Here is a 22,203-nt window from a genome sequence, read left to right on the forward strand (position 1 = left end):
CGTTCAACATCGCGGATGAATACTTCGCTTCGCCACGATACAATTGCTTCGCACTTATACTGATCCACTCACCGATCCTCAACTCGCTCCGAAGCATGAAGACAATCCCAACAGTCGCCGTCATCACGCTGGTTACCGTCGCAATTGGTCTGCAACGGTCGGGCGCGGATGACGATGTCAAAGTCGACTTCACGCGAGACGTGCGGCCCATTCTGTCTAATGCCTGTTTTCATTGCCACGGACCTGACCAGGACACTCGCGAGGCTGATCTGCGACTGGATCAGCACGCCGGCCTGTTTGATGATCGAGGCGGGTACGTGGCCGTGAAACCCGGCGACGTCAGCAACAGCGAACTCGTGCGACGCCTTCTGTCTGACGACCCGGACGAAGTTATGCCGCCGCCGCAGTCAAACAAGAAGCTGACGCAACAGCAGCGAGCCACGTTGGTGAAATGGGTCGAACAGGGAGCTGCCTGGGAGAAGCATTGGTCGTTCGAACAACCGGTGAAACCGAACGTGCCTCAATCGACGGATGACAACTGGTCGCGCAACGAGATCGATCGCTTCATTGTTGCTCGCCTGCGCGCGGCCGGACTTCAGCCATCCCCGGAAGCAGACGTTTACACACTGGTGCGACGTCTGTATCTGGATTTGATCGGCCTGCCACCAACACCGGCCGAAGCGGACACATGGGTTGCGAAACTGCAAGCTGGTGATGGGGAGCCGGTTAATGAAGCAGCGTTCCAGGAATTGGTAACTCATCTGTTGGCATCGCCTCACTACGGCGAACGCTGGGCGCGGCGGTGGCTGGACCTGGCTCGCTATGCCGACACAAATGGCTACGAAAAGGACCGCGAACGCAGTATCTGGCCGTATCGAGATTGGGTTGTCAATGCGATCAATTCCGACATGCCCTTCGACCGTTTCACGATCGAACAACTTGCCGGTGACATGCTTCCAGACGCAACCATCGACCAGAAAATTGCGACCGGTTTTCATCGCAACACGATGCTAAACGAAGAAGGCGGCATCGATCCGTTGGAATTTCGTTACCACGCGATGACCGATCGGAACGCCACCACGGGCACCACGTGGCTGGGTTTAACGATCGGGTGTTGTCAGTGTCACACGCACAAATACGATCCCATTTCGCATCATGAATATTTTCAACTGATGGCGTTTCTGAACAATGCCGACGAGCCTCGATTGGCGCTGCCGGATGCAGGTTTGGATCGGCAGTGGAAACAGAATCGGGCGAAAGCGGATGAACTGGTGGCTCAACTTGCGAACGAGTGGCCGGTTGAAGCGGCGGATCAGTTAAGTGAATCTGAAGTCGCGGCGAAGCGTGAGTCTGCGGTTGAAGCTGCATTTGAGGAATGGCTTGCGGCCGAACAACCGAACGCCGTGGAGTGGGTGGAACTGCAGCCGACGGAGGCTACGTCGAATCTGCCCATCCTTACGATCCAACCAGACAACTCAATATTCGCCAGCGGCGACACTGCTAAACGCGACGACTACTTCGTCACCTTCGCGCCGTCCAGCCAACCGATTACCGCTCTGCGGTTGGAAGCACTGCCAGACGAACGGCTGCCCAGCGGCGGGCCAGGATCGACGTACTACGAAGGCCCATTGGGCGATTTCTTTTTAAACGAATTGAAAGCCTCATCCGGCGAATCTGAGTTTGCGTTCGCATCTGCGTCGCAAACGTATGCCAAAAATCGGTTCGGCAATAGCCCCGCGACCGCAGCACTCGCGATCGATGGCGACGTGCAAACAGGGTGGTCCGTTTACGAGCGACCGGGGGAGCGTCACGTCGCAGTGTATCAGCTGCGGCAACCGATCCCCGCGGGAACGCCGCTCCGATTGCAGATGACGTTTGGTCGCCACTTCGCCAGTTCGCTGGGGCGCTTTCGTTGGTCGGCTTGTGAATCTGAAAGTGCGCCGCAGGCCAGAACTTACGGCGACGACATTGCGTCCTCCCTGCGACAGCCACGTGCGGCTCTCGATGAAGCCCGGAAGAAGCGACTGTTCGAAACCTTTCTGCTGAATGCAGAACCGCTGACAGGTAAGGCGGAAGAAATTCGTAAGCTGCGGAAGCGGCCTGAGGCAACCACGTCGCTGGTGATGGCCGAGCGGCCTACCGAACATCCTCGGCCAACCTTCCGCCATCATCGCGGCGAATATCTTCAGCCAAAGGACCAGGTCACTGCTGGTCTGCCGGAAGTGCTGTCGGCAGATGGCAGTGCGCGGCCACGCAATCGCCTTGAGTTCGCACAATGGCTGGTGTCGGACGCGAATCCGCTCACGGCACGTGTTGTCGTCAATCGGCATTGGGCCACCTTGTTTGGGACCGGAATCGTACGAACCGTTGACGATTTCGGATTGCAGGGCGAATCGCCTTCGCATCCCAAGCTGCTGGACTGGCTGGCGGTGACATTTCGCGAGGATGACGGCTGGTCGCTGAAAAATCTGCACCGTCGTATTGTGAGTTCGGCCACCTACCGTCAGGCATCGATCCCTGGTCCGGATGCAGCAGCCATCGATCCAGACAATCGACTGCTCAGTTTCCTGCCGCGACTACGTCTGGAAGCTGAGATTTTGCGTGACCAGTTGCTGGTCGCGGCCGGCGTACTGTCGGATAAAATCGGCGGTCCGCCCGTTCGGCCACCACAACCCGCCGGAGTGACGGAATCGGCGTACGGCAAGCCGAGTTGGGATGCCAGCACGGGCGAAGACCGCTACCGCCGCAGTCTGTACACATTTTCGAAACGGACGGCGCCGTTCGCCATGTTCACCACATTCGACGCGCCAACAGGAGAAGCGTGCATCGCCGTTCGCGACCGCAGCAATAGCCCACTGCAGGCACTCACGCTACTGAACGACGTGATGACGGTCGACCTTGCTCGACAAGCAGGCTGCCGCGCTGCCGCTGCGTCGGCGGAAAGTGATACGGCAGAGCAGATGAATTCGCTGTTTCGCCGAGTTTTAGTGCGTCCGCCCGGCGAAGCTGAGCAGCAGTCTTTGGCCGCGTTTTGGGAGCAGCGGCGGGATCACTTCGTGGCGAATACGGCAGAAGCCCGGGAGTTCATGCAGGTTGGTGATAGCGACGAGGTAACGCCACTGATGCTTGCGGAACAGGCGGCGTGGACTGCAACTGCTCGGGCCATTTTCGGTCTGGATGAAGCTTTGAATCGCGAGTAGTCTGGCCCCTCAACGCAATAACCCCTCCCGCAATTTTTTACGGGAGGGGCCATTGAGGGATTCAACATCTGGCGGATGGACGCTGGTGCGTGGCTGAGATACTTTCGTTGGTTCACGGCGTGCTTCTGCTTGTCACGTGCACCGCTGCCACCAGAAGTTTTTCGAGTCCACGGCGAATCTCGCTGACTTGTGGCTACGGAACAGGCGTTTCGGGTGATAAAGGCTGTTTCCCACGAGCCCGCACCGTCTGCGACAAAAGGGAAACTGCTTTAGCCACCCACGGCTTCACGGAACAGGAAGGCGTCAATGGGGCGAACTTCCAGCATCGCAGCGGCGCCGCGACCGGAGGGCCGTGCAAAGCTGTAGGCGATGACCTTACCAGACGTGAGTTCACCAATATAAAGCAGTCCGTTCGCTGGTGGCGTTCCGCCGCTGGCTCGCATCTGAGCCGGTCCGCTGACGATCACGTATTTGGGCTCCGGCGTCGCAGGGTTGACTGCGAAGTCCAGCGCAACGTTTCTCGCGTAACCGTGGCTAAAACCTCCGGTCGTGCTGTTCAGATAGCCGCCGCGAAGAACGCCAGTCAGGTGGTCGAGCACAAAGATAGCATCGGTTTCGGCCAGGGTCGTGATGGGCACCGTGCACATTGAAAATTTGTCGTTCCCGTGAGCCGACGTTGCCTTTAATTCCTGTTGAGGCGTCAGAAACGTGATTCCGGCACCGAGGACGCAGCCAACGACCAGTGTGAGGACTGTCGAACGAGTGGATTGATTCATGGGGGGACCTTTTTCTTTCTGAAATTCCGATGTGACGACGAACCGATGGCATCTGGCACGCGTCAGACAACCGCAGAGCCATTTCAATGGCAGGAACGGGAAACGGAGGCAACGATCCGTCGAATTCTATGCGTCTGCTCTTGATTTCGCCATAATGCGGCTGATGATCTGCCAATTCCTCCAACTTCCGCCCGTCAGAATCGGCCGGTTTTCCGTGAATTTCGTAACGAGAAAAGTCGTCGTCTTGTCTGCAGTGCATGAGGAAATAGCTCAACTGGGGCTGCTGGGGAGTTGGCACACAACAGCGACTTCAACCACGAAACATTTTGATGACCACTGCCATTGCTGAAGTGACTCCACCGGAAATCTGCGTTTGGAGTTCGATCAGGGAAGTCGCGGAAAAGCACACTGCCAACCAGCCGGAATTGGCCAGCTTTCTGCACGCCACTTTGTTAAATCACGACCGGTTTGAAGATGCGGTCAGCTATCACCTCGCCGGCAAGCTGGGCGGCGCTTCGTTATCGGCTATGCAGTTGCGCGAAATCTTTGACAATGCGCTGACGAACGATCCGAGTATCAGCGAAGCGATCAAGGCCGACATCTTCTGTGTTCGCGAACGAGACCCGGCCGTCAACTGCTGCATGGTGCCACTGTTGTACCTGAAGGGCGTGCATGCGTTGATTAGTTACCGAGTGGCTCATTGGTTGTGGAAAAATGGTCAGACGTTGCTGGCTCTGCATCTGCAGAATCGGATTTCTGAAGCTTTCACGGTCGACATTCATCCGGCTGCGAGGATCGGGAAGGGCATTTTGATGGACCACGCCACTTCGATCGTGATTGGCGAAACGGCCGTCGTGGAAGACAACGTTTCGATGCTGCACGAAGTGACGCTGGGCGGGACAGGCAAAGAGATCGGTGACCGGCACCCCAAAGTGCGACGCAACGTGTTAATTGGTGCTGGTGCAAAAATTCTGGGCAACGTTGAAGTCGGCGAAGGTGCGAAGATCGGCGCGGGCAGCGTGGTACTGACCAACATTCCGCCGCATTGCACGTTCGCGGGTGTTCCTGCGGTGATGGTCGGCGGACCGCTTACCGGTGAACCGTCACTGGAAATGAATCACGGCATCAACATTTAGTGACGTCGCTGTAGTTCTCTGTTTGTAATGAAGTTGACGGAGTCGCCAGGCCCGGAAAATCGCACCTGTCACATTCATTCTGCTTTCGCGTCCCTTGTCCTTGATTTATGCCGCACGTCTCCAGCATGCCCGCTAATCTTATCACTTCACCGCACTGCCACGCCGATCAACTTGGCTTGCCAATGCCGGACGATGTCCACGCTGTGTCAGCCTGTTTGCCGCTGTGGCAGCACAACATCGGCTATGAAGAAGGCGATGCCTCTGTCCACGATCGATTGCAGGCGGCGTACCCTCGATTCTGTTTCCATCCGCTGGTGAATCAGCTTGCGGATCGTTTTTTGAATTCCGGCAATCGCCGTGGCCTACCCTTCGTTTCCAGGCGTTCGGCTCAACGTGCGGCCGATTTTGTGCAGCATGCGACGGGCGAAGTGGCGGAGTTGGTTGCTTTTGACGGACATCAGGCATGCGGCGTGGTAGTCGGCAGCGACCAATTCAAGACCTTAAAACAGTATTGGCAGCACGCTGGCGAAAACGTGTCGTCTCGCGTCGCTCAACAATTGCTGGCCGGACATTCGACCGCATGTTCCGACACGGCCGTTCGAACGGTCGTACGTGAACGAGTGGCCGCGTTTCAAAACGTGGAACCGAATCATGTTTTTCTATATCCGTCCGGAATGGCGGCGGTCGCCAGCGCGTGGCGAACGGTTCAGGCACTTCGTCCCGGTAGCACATGTCAGTTTGGCTTTCCGTATGTGGATACGCTGAAAATTCAACAGCGGTTTCCCGACGCGTCGCACACGTTTCTGCCTGTGGGAGGCCCGTCGGATTTGAAATTGTTGGAAGCACAATGCGAGGTTCAGCCGCCGACGGCTGTGATCTGCGAAGCTCCAACAAACCCGCTGCTGGTCACTCCCGATTTGCGGCGACTGCGCGAGCTTGCTGATCAGCACGACTTTCTGCTAATCGTTGATGACACTTTAACAGCGTGTGGCAATCTCAACACAACAGCGTTGGCCGATATAGCCGTCACCAGCCTGACGAAGTACTTCAGCGGCTACGGAAACGTGTTGGCGGGGGCGATGACAATCAACCCAAATGGCCGCCACGCTGCTCGGCTGCTGGAACTGGTTCGCTCGGCTTTCGAAGAAACGCTAAGCGACGTGGATGTGGAAGTGCTGGCCAACAATTCTCGGGACATGCCGGAACGAGTGGCGACGATTAACTCCAACGCGGCCGCACTGGCTGATTTTCTGCGTTCGCATGCCAGCGTGCAGTCGGTCTATTATCCCTCAGCCGACGATGCGAATTACACCGCGATCCAGGCCGCCAATGGCGGCTACGGTGGGCTAATTTCGATTGTACTGCGAAAACCGGAAACCACGACGCCCCCGTTCTTCGATGGTCTGGAAGTTTGCAAGGGGCCAAACCTGGGCACAAACTTCACGTTGTGCTGCCCGTACACAATTCTGGCTCACTATGACGAGCTCGATTTTGTCGAAACCTGCGGCGTGTCTCGATGGCTGCTGCGGATCAGTGTTGGCGTTGAGCCCATCGGTGAGTTGCGAAGTCGATTTGAACGCGCACTAAACGGGATCATGCTTCACACATAATGTCTGCTTCTGATCCTCAACAACCGTCGCCGCCCGCTGAAGATTCTGTTGCGATCGACGATGCTCAGAACGCTTCGAACGTTGAAGAACACAACGTCATCACGCTGGTGATGCATCAAATTTGCTTTCGCACGGCATGGATCTTCAAAACCGAAAGCGTGATCATGCCCGCGTTTTTGGACACAATCAGCGGCGCCGGGTGGGTGCGGGGCATGTTGCCGCCGCTAAATCGGTTCGGTCAGTCAGTGGCACCGTTGCTATTGTCGTATCGCCTTAGCCGCGCGAGCGTGAAGTCTGATTGGTTGGCTAAGTCCACCATGTTGATGGGGCTGCCGTTTCTGTCGATTGGTGCCATGCTGTTGCTGGTCCAGAAGAATTCTTCAGCCCTAGTGGTATTCTTTCTGGTGAGTTATCTGGTGTTCTTCTGCCTGAACGGAGTTACTCAGGCAGCATTCAATACGGTGCAGGGCAAATTAATTAAGCCGCACCGTCGAGGTCGGCTAATGGCGTTCGCTGGCTATATTGGTTCGCCAGTTGCGGTTGTCATGGCGTGGTTCCTGCTGCGTCCATGGACGCAGGCTCAGCCACCAAAATACGCCTACATCTTTCTGTTTACCGGCGGCATGTTTTTGCTGGCCAGCTTGACGCTGCGACGGTTGAAGGAAACACCAGATCCCGTGGCTGCTCGATCTGCCATCGATGTACGCCGTCGTTTTTTGGATGCAGGAGCCGCGTTAAAAAACGATCGCCATTTGCGACGACTGTGCCTTCTTGCCAGTTTGTTTGTGTGTTCGCAACTGTTGTTTCCTCACTACCAGCGACTGGGGCAATCGTTGGAAGGATTTGAAGGACAGTTGTTGATGGTGTGGGTGGTGGCTCAAAACCTATCGGCTGCTGGCTTCAGCTGGATTAGTGGTCGGCTCGCCGACGCCAACGGAACTCGCAGCGCCCTGCGATGGATGTCGTTCTGCTCACTGTTTGCGCCGTTGCTGGCGTTGCTGCTGGGAGAAATTGCTGGAGCGAACCTGTACTGGCTCACATTCGCACTGCTGGGAGCTGTGCCCGTAACGTATCGAATGTTCCTGAACTACGCTCTGGAACTGACCGACCGGTCTCAGCATCCGATCTACGTCAGCACCGTTGTGCTGTGCATGGCGCCGCCGATCGTACTGTCGCCATTGGTAGGAGAACTGGTCGACGCCAGAGGCTATGTCGCTCCGTTTATCGCGATTTCTGCTATCGTGGCTGGTGCGTGGATCATGACACTGTCAATCGTTGAACCTCGCAATGAGACACTCTCGTAGTCTGGCTTTGGGGCGTGTCGAAACTGGCGAGCACCTTTGCACGTGACTCAATAGCCCTGATCGTGTCGCTGAACCATTTGACAAAGCGTGATCCATAGCTCGCGGGATTGCGCATCTGAGCCCCTTCACTATTGCATCGAATAGTCGAACGAAAACTGATGATGCTGTTCATCAGGAACCAGTTTGGTCTTTCGAGTCAGGTCGTTCTGCTTCGTGTTGTACGTGATTGCATCCACTCGGTTTTCCTGCGGAACGAACCGGTACAGCCGCACGGAACCATCACTTCCGTAATCCGACAGGCACGAATGCACAACATTTCCATGATCGCCTGTTGCGGTAATATGCATGGCCTGAGTCCGGCTTTGGTCGCCGGAACAAATCAGAAACAGATTCGGGTGTCGCTTGAAGCACTTCTTCCACGTCTGCACGGGGGAATTACCTCGCTTCGTATGACATTTGCTCCATTCCATGCGGCCTTTCGGATCATCGATGTAACCCTGATTCGACTTGGGGCGTTGAATAGGGCCAAGATCCATGTGAGTGGTGACAACGATTCGGTGCATCGGGTGTTTGCCAATAAGTTCGTTGGCCCACTCCAGCACGTCATCCGGAGCATTACATTCCAAATGCAGGAACAGGAAGTCGAGGTTCTGAGCCTGGAATGTCTGATAGCTATTGGCGTTGTCACCTGAGACTGTCGGTTCTGGACGGTCTGGCTGAAACGTGCCGCCATACCAATCAAAGTTTTTGAAACGCGATTCCGGGAAGTAAGTTTGAAACAGCGACGAGTCTCCGGATGCCCGCATGTCGTGATTGCCCACGGTCAGACCATACGGGATGACTCCGTGAATCCGATCCATACATTGGCGCGCCACGTCCCATTGTTCAGGCACGTTCTTGTCGACGATGTCGCCGACGTGACTGACGAAGACGATGTTCTGCTGTTCGCGGTTCTTTGCGATCCAGTCCGTGATCGTTTGAAAGACTTCGTTGCGAACTGCTTTGTCGCTGTCTGGTTCCGCCTTGGTGTTTCGCCCTCGATACGCCTGGGTATCCGGGATGACGGCAATTGTGAACGAGCCCGCCGGAGCACTGGCGAATTCAGTATCGTCCGCCGAGGCGAATGCTGAGCAGCAGGCGAGCAAAATGGACGTTGCAATTTTTTTCATAGTTGTTTGGCAGGACTTCAAGGATATCTCAGACGACTTGGTTCAGGTAAGAATAAACAATCTTCGGCGACGGCCCCGTGCAGACGATCACCAAACTTGCCGAATGCAATGCCCAGTCCAGAGCACCCTTGGCTGAGTCACGTTTCACAGCGGGAACGGTCAGTGGCACGGTGCGTTTCTGTTCGTTGACTTTGTAAGTCAGTTTTGGGGCCGATCCCAATACAGGAAATGGAGCCATGCACTCAGGTTGTGGGAAGCGGTTGAGCTTACTGCGAAATCTAATGCCGGACTTCAGCCGCCGGAAATGGGCGGTAGCAGCAGGATTGAATCGCCGTCCTGGACCGACTGCTGCGGCACGGCGTCGGCAGCGACGGCCTGTTCGCCGATGAAGACCAGGATGCCCGGCTGAAGGCCGCCTTCCGGCGACAACAGCTTCGCGCCAAACTCCGAACCGCCTTCTTCTGCCGCTCGTCGCAACACGTCCAGCAACGTGGAATCTTCGGCCATTTCAAAGTGCATTGATGGCGCACCGGCCAACTGGCGTAGTTGAGCTTCGTACAAAACTTCAATCTTCATGACGTGACTCCACTTGTGTTTGTTGCGTTATCCGGCCTCCAAGACGGCCGGCTCCTGGTCCCATTTCGATCACATGGTCGACATGCCGGATCACAGCGGCATCGTGTTCAATCACGATGATCGAATGACCGATCTCCACCAAATGATTCAGGCACTTCATCAACGCGGCAATGTCCTGTCCGTGCAAACCTGTTGACGGTTCGTCCAGTATGAACAACGTGCGGCCTTGTTCTGATGAGGCAGTTTTTGTCGCCTGTCGGTTGGCGGTTGGCGGTTCTCCGGAATCGAAATCCACACCGGCCAACAGCGCGGCGATTCGCAGTCGCTGGCATTCGCCTCCTGACAACGTGGCCACCGGTCGTCCCAAACGAATATAGCCCAGCCCGGCTTGCCGAAGCGCGTTGAGTCGCTGCTGAATGCGGCGGTGCCCGTTGAAAAACGTGAACGCTTCCTCGGCCGTCATTTGCAAAATGTCGTGAATGCTGCGATCGCGGTATCGCACGTCAAGAACTTCAGGCCGAAAGCGTCGCCCCGCGCAGGCTTCGCATGTGGTCTGAATGTCGGCGAGGAACTGCATTTCGATCGTGACCACGCCGTGACCGTCGCACACCTCGCAGCGGCCGCCTTTTGACGAATTGAAGCTGAACATGCCCGGCTTATAGTTTCGCTTCTTTGCTTCGTGAGTTTCCGACATCACTTTGCGAATGTCGTCGAAGCACCCCATCACCGTCGCCGGGATGGAACGTCGTGAACGTGGCAACGGGCTTTGATCCAGCAGCACCACGTTGGAAATCGCATCGACGCCACTCAGAGATTCAATGCGGCCATGGTCTTCAGAATCCAGCGGCAATCCCAGCGATTTTCGCAGTGCCGGATACAACGAATCGACCACCAGTGAGCTCTTCCCACTCCCGCTGACGCCAGTCACAGCGCAGATGACGCCCAACGGAATTCGGCCGGTCAGGTCCTGAATGTTGTGGCATGTGAGCCCGCTGAAATTCAGCCATTGTTCTGCAACGCGTCGTGTCGTGCGACGATTATCTTCTGGCAAAGCAGCATCAGCGTCTAAGGTAAGAAGTCGTCCGGTCGCGGTGTTGCCGTCTTCCACCAGTGCGGCGGGCGTCCCCTGGAAAACGACTTCGCCGCCCGCCTCGCCTGCTCCCGGCCCGATCTCGACGATCTGGTCGGCGGCCTGGATGAAGTCGCAATCGTGTTCGACAACCACGACCGTATTTCCTGCCCGCTGCAGGTTCTTTGTCGCCGTGATGATTTTTGCGGTGTCGTCTGCGTGCAGGCCGCTGGTTGGTTCATCCAAAACGTAGAGCGTGTTAATCAAACCGGAGCCCAGCGCCGCGGTCAAGACGACTCGCTGAGCTTCACCGCCAGACAACGTTGCCATAGAGCGTGCTAGTGACAGGTAGCCGAGGCCGCTGTCGATCAGAAACTGCAGGCGTGTGCGAAGCTGACGAATCACGGCTGACAGTGACGACTGCAAATCGGAGGACACAGCCGCCAGTGATTCGTCCAGCCATGCTGCAAGTTCGTCTAATTCCAGTTCCCCGGCTTCGGTAATCGTTCTGTCGCCAAATTGCACGGTTGCGGCGTTTATAGATAGGCGACTTCCCTGGCAGTCGGGGCACGTCAACCATGAACGCCACCGATTCAAAAATACGGATACGCCCTGCTTGTATCGATGCCGTACCAGCCACCTGTGAAAGCCCACAAGTCCTCCAAAGTCCCGCTCCGGTACTCCGTCGTGAATCACTTGCCGATGTCTGTCGGTCAGTTCGGAAAATGGAACGTCACACGGGATGTCAAACGCCGAAGCCAGCTCCAGCAGTTCGTCCAGTTCGTGCCGATATGCAGGCGTGGTCCATGGTTGAATCGCACCGTCCCGCAGGCTGAGCGACGTGTCCGGAACGACTTTCTCAAACGTTAGCCCGGATATCTGCCCGAAGCCTTCACACGTTTCGCACGCTCCCAGCGGCGACAGAAAATTCAACGATTCCGACGTAGGCACCGGAAACTGACGATCACAGACCGGGCAAAATAGTTCACGCGACAATCGAACGGCTGTCCACTCTTTGCCGTCAATCAATTCAGCAGCGGCGCTGTCAGAGTCGTCACCCGCGTCAATCAACGCGAAGCAGGTGCCGTCGGTCTGAGTGAACGCCTGTTCGATGGATTCGCTGATACGAGTGGTCGAAGCTTTATCGATGCGGATTCGATCCGCCACGATTCGAACATTCGGCGCTTCACCGTCGACGGATTCCAGAGACTCAGTGGCCCCGGCGACGATGGCTCGTGTGTAGCCGCGCTGCAGATACTCCTGCGGATCAATACCGTCCGCCGCCGCGAACACCAACATCGCTCGCCGACCGGCGCCCACGTTCAGCAAGTGCTGCGCGGCCTGGTCGGGCGTCATGGACACGGCCAAAACCGAGCAATCCGGGCACGTGACCTGACCAGCTTTCGCAAACAACACTCGCAGGTAGTCCAGAAGCTCCGTCCGAGTCCCAATGGTGCTGCGGCTGCTGTGCCCGCGCGCGTTCTGTCGAATTGCGATTGCGGGGGGAATACCTTCAATGCGATCCACGTCCGGCCGTTCGACGCGGTCCAGAAACTGGCGTGCGTAAGGCGAGAACGTTTCGACGTAACGTCGCTGGCCTTCCGCGAACAACGTGTCGAATGCCAGGCTGCTTTTGCCAGAACCGCTCACGCCACAAATGACCGTCAACGCGTTTCGGCGGATTTTCAGGTCGAAGTTCTTCAGGTTGTGGACTCGCACCCCCGTGAGTTCGATCGCAGCCTGTGTCGGCGACATCGGAAGGCATGTTGCATGCGGAGGTGCTTCTGGCGGGACGGTGCTAGTCATTGTCAGGCACGTACTTCACAGTCGGCAGACGACCCACATGAGTTTCAAAGTCAGCCCCGTCGAATTCGATGACTCGATAGCCCGGTGCGTCGGCCGCAAAGTTCGGCGTTGCACCGGCCGGGTCAAACTGAATTCCGGTAGAAGGAGTTGTGAACACCGCCGCGTTGCCAATGGTCGATTGAAATTCGTGATGGACGTGGCCGCAACAGATCAGTCGAATGCGATCGTCGTTCTTAACGACCTCCTGCAGTAATTCGCGACCGTTCAGTCCGATCGCATCCATCCATTCGCTACCAATTTCTACGGGCGGATGATGCAGGAACAAGGCGACAGATGGCTGGTCGCTGGCCGACAGTCGTTCGGTCAGCCAGGCGATTTGTCGCTCTTCGATGTTACCTGCGACTTCGCCGGGAACATGAGTATCAAGGCCCAACAGCAGCCAGTCGCCGGCGGTTCGTTGGAAATTAATTCTGTCGCTGTCACTCCTGGCAACACGATCGGAAAAAACCTGCCGCAGAACAGCGCGGTCGTCATGGTTGCCGGGGATCTGTGACAGCCGATCACTCCACGGCGCAAGAATGTCTCGCACGGCCTGGTAGCTTTCCGGGCGTTCATCATGAGTATGATCGCCCGTGATGATCACGTGATCAAATGGCTGTTCCGTGGCCAGCACATGAACCACGACGTCCTGGAGAGACTCCCGCGTGGGAATCCCCTTGAGACGCACGTTAGGCGCAGCAAAAATGTGAAGGTCGGTCAGTTGCAAAATTCGCATTCGATGATCGGCTTCCGGTGACTATCCTGTCGTGTCGGTGGTGCGGGAACAAACGGGCGTTGATTGCTGACTAGCGTTGTCCCGTCCAGCGGTCGTTGTTTGCCAGCTTGTCGATAAACTGAGACAGGTCTTTATCGCTTTTGTCGATTCGGACCCTGGACTTCCGCAACGCCAGAGCCACAAAGTCAGCCGGGGCCAACGTGCGGCTCGCATTAAGGTATATGGGGAATTCGTCTCGTGTGGTGTTCAGTTTGGAAAACTGCCCTTCGACGCCGTCGCCGCTGAAGAGTATGGCGGTGAGTGCGAGCCATCCCGAGGTGCCTTCACCTTCGACCACGACGTTCTGCAATTTCGGACTTTGTGCCCTGAGCAACGACAACGCACTGCGAATGTCCCAAACTCGCATTGCGTCCGCTGTTGTGCCGATCAACTGAAAGCGTCGGCGAATCTGGATCTGCTTTCGCTCGTCGCCCGTCCATGCATGAGGGCCGACTCCGCGCGGACAAAACACAGCGACGGCGGAACCGGATTTGATGTGCTCTTTAATCTCGGCCGCGATGTCGTCGCCTTCTGCTTTGCTATCGGCTTCCGCCAGACATTGCTGCTTGTAGTTGTTCCACTGTTGGTCGTTGAGAATAACAAGCTTCACTGCTTTGAGGTCTGAGATCTTTGATTGCAGGTCCCCTTCGCCAGCATCGCTGCCGACGGGAACGATGACGTCCACGAACAGCGGCACTGATGCCTGGCTCTCAAAATGCAAACGCATGCCTTGTGCGCTTTGGTCACCATTCAGAATTTGCTTAGACAGTTTTAGTGGCTTCGATTCTGTGACGGCTTCCGTCGTTGGCAATTCAGAATCCTTAGGCCAGGCCGCGAAGCTTTGGTTTTTTAGGTCTGCCAGTGACTGTTCGGTCCATTCTTTCTGGTGGTCCAGAATCCGTTTTAAGTGTCGAGCATCAGCAGGCTGAGATTGGGGCGCAAAATCTTCGTCGATGCTGGTCACTCGTTCGTCCGCAGGCAGCGTTTCGAAGACTTTTAGTTGAGCCGGTTCGAACAGTTTTTCTGCAGTGATGGAAATCAGACCCTCATCGTTTTTCAGCCAGCGGTTCAGCCAACGGAAGGCATGGATGCGAAGTTCCTGAGTGTCCTTGTGCGGACCTTCAGTGATGTGCAAACCGAGTTGCCGTGGCTTTTCGTACAGATCGTAAATGTGCCTCACTTCACGATGCACGGCGACGACGCCTTCCAGCGGAAAAATGCTGTCCTTGTCGCTGTTGCTGATCAGCAGCGGGCGAGGTGCCACCAACGCGGCGACTTTCGCGTAATCCCAGCGGTACGTGTTGACCATGTACATGCAATCGCAATGCCCTTCGACACAGCCATCGACGACGTGGTTTCGCAGATTTGTGATTCCGGCAACCGGAATGGCACACTTGATGCGGTCGTCCAGTGCAGAAATCCACCAACTGTATGCGCCGCCACCGGACCGGCCGGTAACACCAAAACGCTCTTTATCGACTTCGGGCCGAGTTTCGAGATAGTCCAAAGCTCGCATACAATTCCATGCTTCAACGCCGGCGGGCGAGTAGCCTCGTGAATTCCACCACCAGCGATTATGGCGATAGGTTCCGTGGTGAATGCCTAAGATTTCACCAAGCTGAATCGTGTCGATCGTGAGGCACGTGTAGCCATTGCGAGCAAACCATGCTCCATGATGCTGGTAGCCCGCTTTATTTCCGAAGCTGATGTCACCGTCACGAACTCGAGCGTGTCCGCAAACATACAGGACCGTGGGCAGCCGTTCTTCGATTTTCTTCGGACGGTAAAAATTGCCTGTGACGTATAGTCCAGGCATCGATTGGAAATGCAGCTTTTCGACAATGAAGTCTTCGTGCTCAACAGTTCCCGTGATTTTCACATCCAGCGGCGTACGTTCTGGAAGCGGGTTCATGCCCAGCATGTCGAACAGGTCTGCTCGAAGTTTTGGCTTTGCCTGTTCCCATTCCTCCAGCGTTTTGTATTTCAACAGCGAGTTCTGTTGTTCCAGCTTCGTGACTTCGTTTTCGAAGTAGTTGGCGAGTTCGGGGTTGCCGTCAAGTGAACGGTCTGCAGCGAACAGCGTTGGGCCAACGATCAGGAATAGCAATAGGACGTGGCGAGTCATGGAAGGGGCCTTAGATGACAGCGGTGGGAATGCGAGCAGATTCAGAATGAACAGTTTGACGAAAAACCGCCAAAGTTCCACCGGTGTCCACCTGAACTTTCGCGGCGGCCAGAATTCGACAGCAGTCTTGTATTTGCACCTGGGTTGCATCAATATCCAGCCACTCATCATTCCTGCCATTTCAATCAAACGCTGCCCATGCATCCGATTCTGAATCGCAACCTGTTTTTGGTCAAAGAAAAAGTTGGCATGTTCAAAGCGGCCAACAACTTTGACATTTTTGATCCGGAGACGGGCGAGGAAATTATTCATTGCCGCGAAGAACGTCTCGGCCCGATCACGAGGATCCTTCGTTTCACGGACTGGAAAACGCTGACGCCATTCCATGTTGACATCCGCACTGTTTCCGGCGAACCCATCCTCAGTGTTCGCCGGGGCGTGTCCGTGTTTCTATCGACGGTCGACGTGCTGGACGAAGAAGACGATCGTATCGGCGGGTTCAAGCAGAAGCTGTTTTCTCTGGGCGGCGCGTTTCGAGTTCTCGGCGCGGACGACCAGGAACTCTGCATGCTGAAAGGGAAGTGGACGGGCTGGGATTTTCGGTTTATGGCGGGCGAGACTGAATTGGCTCGTGTTACCAAGAAATGGGCTGGTCTGGGCAAAGAGTTCTTCACATCAGCCGACAACTACGTCTTAGAGATTTCCAGCGAGGTGCCGCCCGACAATCCTGTTCGGCAACTTATCCTTGCGGCCGTCATGTGCATCGACATGGTGTTGAAGGAACGGTGACTTGGGTTGGCCGGCCATTAGTGTTCTCGCGTTGCCGAACCTCGAATTCGCCTACCAAACGGCAGCGTGCGCGGTGAGCACCTTCGCGCTGACGATCGCAGAGTTACATTCTGTTTTGAATTTGCCGCTGCTGGGCATGCAGGTCATCATTGCTGCATGGATTTTTGCGCTGGGAACCTGCTTTGGCAGCTTTCTTAACGTCGTCATCTATCGGCTACCAGCGGGCCTGTCGCTGGGCCGACCTAAGTCACGCTGCCCACGATGCGAAACACCTCTGGCGGCGCGAGATAACATTCCGATCTTCGGCTGGCTGATACTGCGAGGCAGGTGTCGGTACTGCGGCCTTCCGATTGCCGCTCGCTATCCCATTGTCGAAACCATCTGTGGCATCGTGTTTCTGGTGCTGCTGTTCGGCGAATTATTAAGGGGTGGAGCCAACCTTCCGCTGCGGGATCCTGATCACTTTCACGTGAATTCGGGTTTCTGGCTGGTGTGGTTTATGAAGTGGGATCTGGCCGGGCTGTACTTGTATCACTGCTTTTTAACGATCACCGTACTGGCGGTGTGCATGATCGGCTTCGACCGCCATTTGCCCGTGAGTCGCCTTCGTCAGTTTGCCGTTTTTGTCGGCCTGCTGTGCGGCACAATGTGGCCGGAATTGCGTCCCGTTCCTGCGTGGCCGTTTCCACAAAGTCTGGAACAAATGCACTGGGGGTTCGTATGGACTGATCCGCTAATCAGCCCCGGTGCGAAATATTGGACCGGCGTGACGCTGACGGGACTGCTGGACGGCATTGCGGGGCTGGCAGTCGGCGCCTTTATTGGCTGGCTCGTTGTGTGGCAGTTGCATGGACAATCTGAATCGGAAACAAGGACGTCAGTTCTGGCAATACGTGACGGATTCGTACTGGCCGGCGTGTTTCTCGGCTGGCAGGCCGTGGGAATGCTGGCGGTAATCGCGATGCCTCTGCTATTCGTCACGGCGTCTGTCGACAATTCCTTGACGGGTGATCGGCTGATGCGACGGGCGGCCCCCTGCTTTTTCGGGCTGCTGTTGGCCTTCATTGTTTCATGGCAATTCCTTCACGACGCGAAGTGGATGATTGGCATTGTCGGCTGGTCGTTCTCGCCATGGAACTGGCGCGTAGACTGGCTGCTCACATTTGGAACGCTGGCGATCATCGCGGCGATCGGCCGACTGGCTATCGGTCCAGCAAAAACTTCGGAAGCAGCCTGAGCTACGTTCAGCCTAAAACTTCGCCGCCACGCGTGTTCCGGCGGTTACTGCCAGAGTTGACCGTATCGCCTGAAACGGGATAACGCCGCTTAGGTTGGCGGTTGAGTATTCGCGTTGACCCGGAAAACGCACATGGCTTAACGTCCGTGGCACGCCTTATTGCGAACAGTCACTGTTCAGCCGGAAGAGTTTACATCATGTGCGGAATTGTTGGCTACGTCGGTTCTCGCCCCGTTTCGGATCTGTTGCTGGAAGGTCTCCATCGGCTGGAATACCGCGGCTACGACAGCGCGGGCATTGCCGTGATGACTGATACGGAGATCGTAGTCCGTAAGAAGTCGGGCCGAGTCGGCGAGTTGGCTCAGCTGATCAAGCAACAGCCCGTCGTCGGATCCATCGGTATTGGGCACACGCGCTGGGCAACTCACGGCGAAACCACGGATGAAAATTCGCACCCGCACCTGGGCGGCAATGGTGAAGTCGTTATTGTTCACAACGGCGTCATCGAAAACTATGACTCACTGCGCACGCAACTGCAGACGCTGGGCTACGTCTTTCGATCTCAAACAGACACGGAAGTTGTCGCTCACCTGATCGCACATCACCTGGGCGAACAACTGAAACTGTCCGACAGCGAACCTGGTGTGGACGTCTGCCTAAAGGCCGTCCACACGACGCTGGACCGTCTTAAGGGAACATATGGTCTGTGCGCGATGTTCCGCGATTGCCCGGACACGCTGATTGCGGCACGGTCGGGGAGTCCGCTTGTCATTGGTGTGGGCAAGGACGAATATTTTCTGGCCAGCGACGCCAGTCCGCTAGTTGGGTACACGCAGGATGTCGTGTATCTTGCAGACAACGAAGTGGCCGTGCTGCAGCCGTCCAAAATGACGGTTGCGCATCGGACATCTGGCAGCGTGCAGCCGTCGATCCAAACGCTCGATCAGGTGTCGTCGGACATCGATCTGGGCGACTATCCTCACTACATGCTGAAGGAAATCTTCGAACAGCCTCAAACCATCGAAAACGCATTGCGCGGCCGTCTGGATTCTGAAGAAGCCACCGCTGTCATCGGCGGACTGAATTTAACAGCGCAGCAGCTACGGACGATTGATCGAGTTGTGCTGACGGCCTGCGGCACGAGCTGGCATGCCGGCCTGGTGGGCGAATACCTGCTGGAAGAGTTTGCTCGACTACCGACGGAAGTGGAATACGCGAGCGAGCTGCGTTACCGAAATCCGCCGATGAGCGATCGGACGCTCGTCTTCGCGATTACTCAAAGCGGCGAAACCGCCGATACGCTGGCCGCGATGCGCGAGTGCAAACGCAAAGGCCATCCGACGTTGGCCATCTGTAACGTAGTCGGTTCCACAATCGGTCGCGAAGCTGATGGCGGGATGTATCTGCGAGCTGGTCCGGAAATTGGTGTGGCATCAACGAAGGCGTTCACTTCCCAGGTGACGGTGCTCACGCTGCTGGCATTGTACCTTGGTCGTATGCGGCACCTGTCGTACCCGGCGGGCAAGCGAATCATCAAGCAGCTTCGCGACATGCCGAGTAAGATTGAAGAGGCATTGAAGTGCAACGATCGCGTTGCCGAGATTGCAGCCAAGTACGCGAAGTACGACAACTATCTGTACCTCGGTCGCCTTTACAACTTTCCTGTGGCCCTGGAAGGTGCGTTGAAGCTGAAGGAGATCAGCTACATCCACGCGGAAGGTTACCCAGCGGCGGAAATGAAGCACGGCCCGATCGCGCTGGTCGACGAGCAGACACCGAGTGTCTTTATCGTGCCAAAGTGCGGCATTCAGCCGAAGGTCATCAGCAACATGGAAGAGGTGAAGGCTCGCAAAGGTCCCGTCATTGCGATTGCGTGCGAAGGTGATGCGGAAGTCGCTCGAATTGCTGACGATGTGATCTATGTTCCTGACGTGGAAGAATACCTGCAGCCGTTGGTGTGTGCGATTCCATTGCAGCTTCTAAGCTACCACGTCGCATTGTTGCGAGGCTGCAACGTCGACCGACCTCGCAACCTGGCCAAGAGTGTGACGGTCGAGTAGCTGTTGCCACGCGGAAGCAGCCGCGCGGCTACTTGTGCGACCAGGCGACTGACGTTGGCTTCATTCTCGGTGTTCATATCCAATGCCTTCCATTGTTATCGGCCTTGATATTGGGACCACCAGCGTCTCCGCCATCGCAATTTTCGACGACGGTCGGCCGCCGGAAAGCGTTACGCTACAACACAACGCCACTGTTTCCGGCTTGCCGAACGGCCGCGCCGAGCAGGATCCGTCGAAGTTGCTTAACTCGGCGGTATCGGCGCTGCAACAGATTTCTGCCGCATGTCGTGAAGCCGATATCGCGGCAATAGGCGTCACCGGGCAGATGCACAGCACCGTGTTGCTGAACCAGCAGCGACGCACGCTTCGCAACGTTATCACGTGGCAGGATCGGCGATCTCTGGAACCTTGCGAGAATGGTGTTTCGCCGCTGGACGAACTGCTGCGTGCAGTACCGTCGGAGCTCATGGACGGCACCGGCTGCCGTCTTTCGCCGGGCTATATGGGCACGACACTGTTTGCTCTGCAGCGGTTGAACGAATTGCCCCAGGACATTCATTCCGTCAGTTTTGTGGCGGATTGGGTTGCGTCTGAACTAAGCGGCCAGTCGCCCGTGACCGACCGATCTCACGCAGCATCGTCGGGTCTATTCGACCTTCAGAACGACGGCTGGCAGCCGGACCTGCTGACGGCGGCTTGCGTGATGCCGGACTGGCTGCCGGATGTGCGAGACAGCGGCGAGCGAATCGGAGAGCTGACTCCGACTATGGCTGACGCGACTGGCATCCGTGCTGGAACACCCATCTGCAACGCAATCGGCGATAACCAGGCGTCCGTTATTAGTTCGCTACCGTCCGGAGACGACGCGCTGCTGATCAACATAGGCACGGGCGGCCAGATTGTCTGGCGGCTTCCAAGCTTCGAACGCATCAACGGCATGGACACTCGGTACCTTCCAGCGGCGTCACGCAATCAGGAAGGTTTGTTCATGCTGGTCGGCGCGGGACTGTGCGGCGGCGACGCGGTGGCATGGATCAATCGAACCGTGCGCCAGTGGCTTTCAGAATTCGGTTGCGAAGTTTCGGAAGCCGACGTCTGGATGTACCTGAACGAGCGTCTGACAGCCGAAGCGCTGGAAACCGAATCGATCACGTGTGAGCCTTTTTTTGGAGGGACCCGGGTCGATCCTCAGCGGCGTGGTGTGTTTGAGGGAGTTGGCCTGCACAACTTTACTCCGGCCAACATTGCCGCCGGCATTCTGCACGGGATCGCTGAGTCCATGCATGCGGTGTACGTGAGCGCCGAAGGGCGGCGTCCGCATCCGTTGCGAACGATCAGCATGGCCGGCAACGGAGCTCGCCGTAATCCATTGCTGGTGGATGCGGTGTCCCGTTGTTTTGGTGTGCCCGTCACGGTTTCGCCATGTCAGGAAGAAGCGGCGACCGGGGCTGCGATGCTGGCCGGCGTGCACGCGGGCCTGTGGCCCGATATCGATGCCGCGCGGCAATTCTGTATTGTGGAAGACGCTTAACGAGAAGAAGCCCGGCTTTTGACAAAGCCGGGCTTCTTCGATGTTGATTCGATCACTTACGTGGCCGAAGCGTCCCTTAGTAACGGCCGCCGCCGCCACCTCCGTAACCGCCGCCACCACCGCCACCGCCGCGGCGATCTTCGCGTGGGCGAGCTTCGTTGACAACAATCTGACGTCCGTCGAGGTCAGAACCGTTCAGAGCCTGAATGGCGTCATCGCCACCAGTTTCCATTTCAACAAAGCCAAATCCCTTGGACCGACCCGTCTCACGGTCACTAATGACCTTTGCAGACGTGACTTGTCCGAACTGAGCAAATGCCTGCTCCAGTCCCTCAGACGTGGTCCCCCAAGCAAGGCTACCCACAAAAATGTTCTTACTCATTCACTCAACCCTTGAGCTTTTCAGCTACCAAAACACTTACGTTGCTGTCACACGACAGCCTACAAAACGCTGAATTTGACAACGCCGCCCTCCTTTCAGGTTCCCTCACAATAGACGTGTTCTGCAGCAAAATCCTGAACCGACGTCGCCGACTTCCGGATAACTATGCACTCACCTCGAATGTTCGAAGTACCTTAAGTTGAGCAAATCTCAAACTCAGATCTGCTGAAGCTACCCGCACGGGGGAAGAATAGCAACACCACCTGGCCAACCTGGCAAGAATGTTCTGCAGAAACTGTCGTCGAGAACAACCCCGAAAAGGCTACCCGCGGAACATTGCGGCTCGCGATTGCTGCATTTCGTAGGTGAACTGCATGATGTCGTAGGCGTTAAGTTCGCACAGCAGACGGGTCACTTTGGCGTGAGTTTCGTCGTCGAGAGTGTCTTCGACTTCCTTCATGACGTCGGCTAGACGAGCTTCCTGATCACTGATTTCCTTGTCAGAAATCACGCCGTCCTGGAACGCTCGGACAAAGCCTTCCAGTTGTTTAGCGTAGTCGTCGATCAGGGGTTCGTTGGTGTCGGGATCAATCCAGCTTTTACGGGCCATGGTGCGACT

At 56.4% G+C, this 22,203-nt stretch carries 17 protein-coding genes; 8 read left to right on the forward strand and 9 right to left on the reverse strand.

Annotated elements, in window-relative coordinates; genetic code table 11:
- The first annotated feature begins 95 nt into the window (after nucleotides 1-95).
- The gene (locus tag Fuma_RS01965; protein ID WP_077022650.1) at nucleotides 96-3,200 is read left to right on the forward strand and encodes a PSD1 and planctomycete cytochrome C domain-containing protein; all 3,105 of its coding nucleotides are present in this window, start codon (nucleotides 96-98) and stop codon (nucleotides 3,198-3,200) included.
- A gap of 269 nt (nucleotides 3,201-3,469) precedes the next feature.
- On the opposite strand, the gene Fuma_RS01970 is transcribed toward Fuma_RS01965, so the two are convergent.
- On the reverse strand, nucleotides 3,470-3,976 hold the full coding sequence (locus Fuma_RS01970; RefSeq protein WP_077022651.1) for a hypothetical protein: 507 nt from the start codon (nucleotides 3,974-3,976) through the stop codon (nucleotides 3,470-3,472).
- Nucleotides 3,977-4,305: 329 nt separating this feature from the next.
- On the opposite strand from Fuma_RS01970, the gene cysE reads away from it, so the two are divergent.
- The 3 genes from cysE to Fuma_RS01985 all read left to right on the forward strand — a co-directional run bounded on the left by cysE (nucleotide 4,306) and on the right by Fuma_RS01985 (nucleotide 8,026).
- Nucleotides 4,306-5,112, forward strand: coding sequence for a serine O-acetyltransferase (gene cysE / locus Fuma_RS01975; RefSeq protein ID WP_077022652.1), 807 nt, complete (start codon nucleotides 4,306-4,308; stop codon nucleotides 5,110-5,112).
- Nucleotides 5,113-5,237: 125 nt separating this feature from the next.
- Nucleotides 5,238-6,722, forward strand: coding sequence for a PLP-dependent transferase (locus Fuma_RS01980; RefSeq protein WP_077028045.1), 1,485 nt, complete (start codon nucleotides 5,238-5,240; stop codon nucleotides 6,720-6,722).
- Nucleotides 6,722-8,026, forward strand: coding sequence for an MFS transporter (locus tag Fuma_RS01985; protein WP_077022653.1), 1,305 nt, complete (start codon nucleotides 6,722-6,724; stop codon nucleotides 8,024-8,026). The genes Fuma_RS01980 and Fuma_RS01985 overlap by 1 nt, the downstream gene beginning before the upstream one ends.
- 128 nt (nucleotides 8,027-8,154) lie before the next feature.
- Here the strand turns inward: Fuma_RS01985 and Fuma_RS01990 are convergent, their stop codons facing one another.
- The 6 genes from Fuma_RS01990 to Fuma_RS02015 form a co-directional block, all read right to left on the reverse strand.
- Nucleotides 8,155-9,195: a metallophosphoesterase gene (locus Fuma_RS01990; protein WP_077022654.1), complete on the reverse strand. Its 1,041-nt coding sequence runs from the start codon at nucleotides 9,193-9,195 to the stop codon at nucleotides 8,155-8,157.
- Between the two features lie 28 nt (nucleotides 9,196-9,223).
- Complete coding sequence (locus Fuma_RS01995) at nucleotides 9,224-9,433, reverse strand: hypothetical protein (RefSeq protein WP_077022655.1); 210 nt, start codon at nucleotides 9,431-9,433, stop codon at nucleotides 9,224-9,226.
- A gap of 53 nt (nucleotides 9,434-9,486) precedes the next feature.
- Complete coding sequence (locus Fuma_RS02000) at nucleotides 9,487-9,771, reverse strand: MoaD/ThiS family protein (protein WP_077022656.1); 285 nt, start codon at nucleotides 9,769-9,771, stop codon at nucleotides 9,487-9,489.
- The gene (gene uvrA / locus Fuma_RS02005) at nucleotides 9,761-12,646 is read right to left on the reverse strand and encodes an excinuclease ABC subunit UvrA (protein ID WP_083731731.1); all 2,886 of its coding nucleotides are present in this window, start codon (nucleotides 12,644-12,646) and stop codon (nucleotides 9,761-9,763) included. Before uvrA ends, Fuma_RS02000 begins: the two co-directional genes overlap by 11 nt.
- Nucleotides 12,639-13,421: a metallophosphoesterase family protein gene (locus Fuma_RS02010; protein ID WP_077022658.1), complete on the reverse strand. Its 783-nt coding sequence runs from the start codon at nucleotides 13,419-13,421 to the stop codon at nucleotides 12,639-12,641. The genes uvrA and Fuma_RS02010 overlap by 8 nt, the downstream gene beginning before the upstream one ends.
- Before the next feature lie 70 nt (nucleotides 13,422-13,491).
- Nucleotides 13,492-15,585: an alpha/beta hydrolase family protein gene (locus Fuma_RS02015; protein ID WP_077028046.1), complete on the reverse strand. Its 2,094-nt coding sequence runs from the start codon at nucleotides 15,583-15,585 to the stop codon at nucleotides 13,492-13,494.
- A gap of 198 nt (nucleotides 15,586-15,783) precedes the next feature.
- Between Fuma_RS02015 and Fuma_RS02020 the strand changes: the two genes are divergently transcribed.
- The 4 genes from Fuma_RS02020 to Fuma_RS02035 all read left to right on the forward strand — a co-directional run bounded on the left by Fuma_RS02020 (nucleotide 15,784) and on the right by Fuma_RS02035 (nucleotide 21,202).
- A complete protein-coding gene (locus tag Fuma_RS02020) occupies nucleotides 15,784-16,374 on the forward strand; it encodes an LURP-one-related family protein (RefSeq protein WP_077022659.1) in 591 nt (196 codons plus the stop codon).
- 31 nt (nucleotides 16,375-16,405) lie between these two features.
- A complete protein-coding gene (locus Fuma_RS02025) occupies nucleotides 16,406-17,611 on the forward strand; it encodes a prepilin peptidase (protein ID WP_218922373.1) in 1,206 nt (401 codons plus the stop codon).
- A 197-nt stretch (nucleotides 17,612-17,808) separates the two neighbouring features.
- On the forward strand, nucleotides 17,809-19,671 hold the full coding sequence (glmS, locus tag Fuma_RS02030; protein ID WP_077028047.1) for a glutamine--fructose-6-phosphate transaminase (isomerizing): 1,863 nt from the start codon (nucleotides 17,809-17,811) through the stop codon (nucleotides 19,669-19,671).
- Between the two features lie 82 nt (nucleotides 19,672-19,753).
- Nucleotides 19,754-21,202, forward strand: a complete 1,449-nt coding sequence (locus Fuma_RS02035) for a sedoheptulokinase (protein ID WP_077022661.1) — start codon at nucleotides 19,754-19,756, stop codon at nucleotides 21,200-21,202.
- A gap of 76 nt (nucleotides 21,203-21,278) precedes the next feature.
- Here Fuma_RS02035 and Fuma_RS02040 read toward each other — a convergent pair whose 3' ends face one another.
- Together Fuma_RS02040 and Fuma_RS02045 are read right to left on the reverse strand one after the other, a co-directional pair.
- Entirely contained in the window at nucleotides 21,279-21,584 is a 306-nt protein-coding gene (locus tag Fuma_RS02040) for an RNA recognition motif domain-containing protein (protein ID WP_077022662.1), read from the reverse strand.
- 322 nt (nucleotides 21,585-21,906) lie between these two features.
- A complete protein-coding gene (locus tag Fuma_RS02045) occupies nucleotides 21,907-22,194 on the reverse strand; it encodes a hypothetical protein (RefSeq protein ID WP_077022663.1) in 288 nt (95 codons plus the stop codon).
- Nucleotides 22,195-22,203: the final 9 nt, after the last annotated feature.

Source organism: Fuerstiella marisgermanici (assembly GCF_001983935.1).
Classification (GTDB): domain Bacteria; phylum Planctomycetota; class Planctomycetia; order Planctomycetales; family Planctomycetaceae; genus Fuerstiella; species Fuerstiella marisgermanici.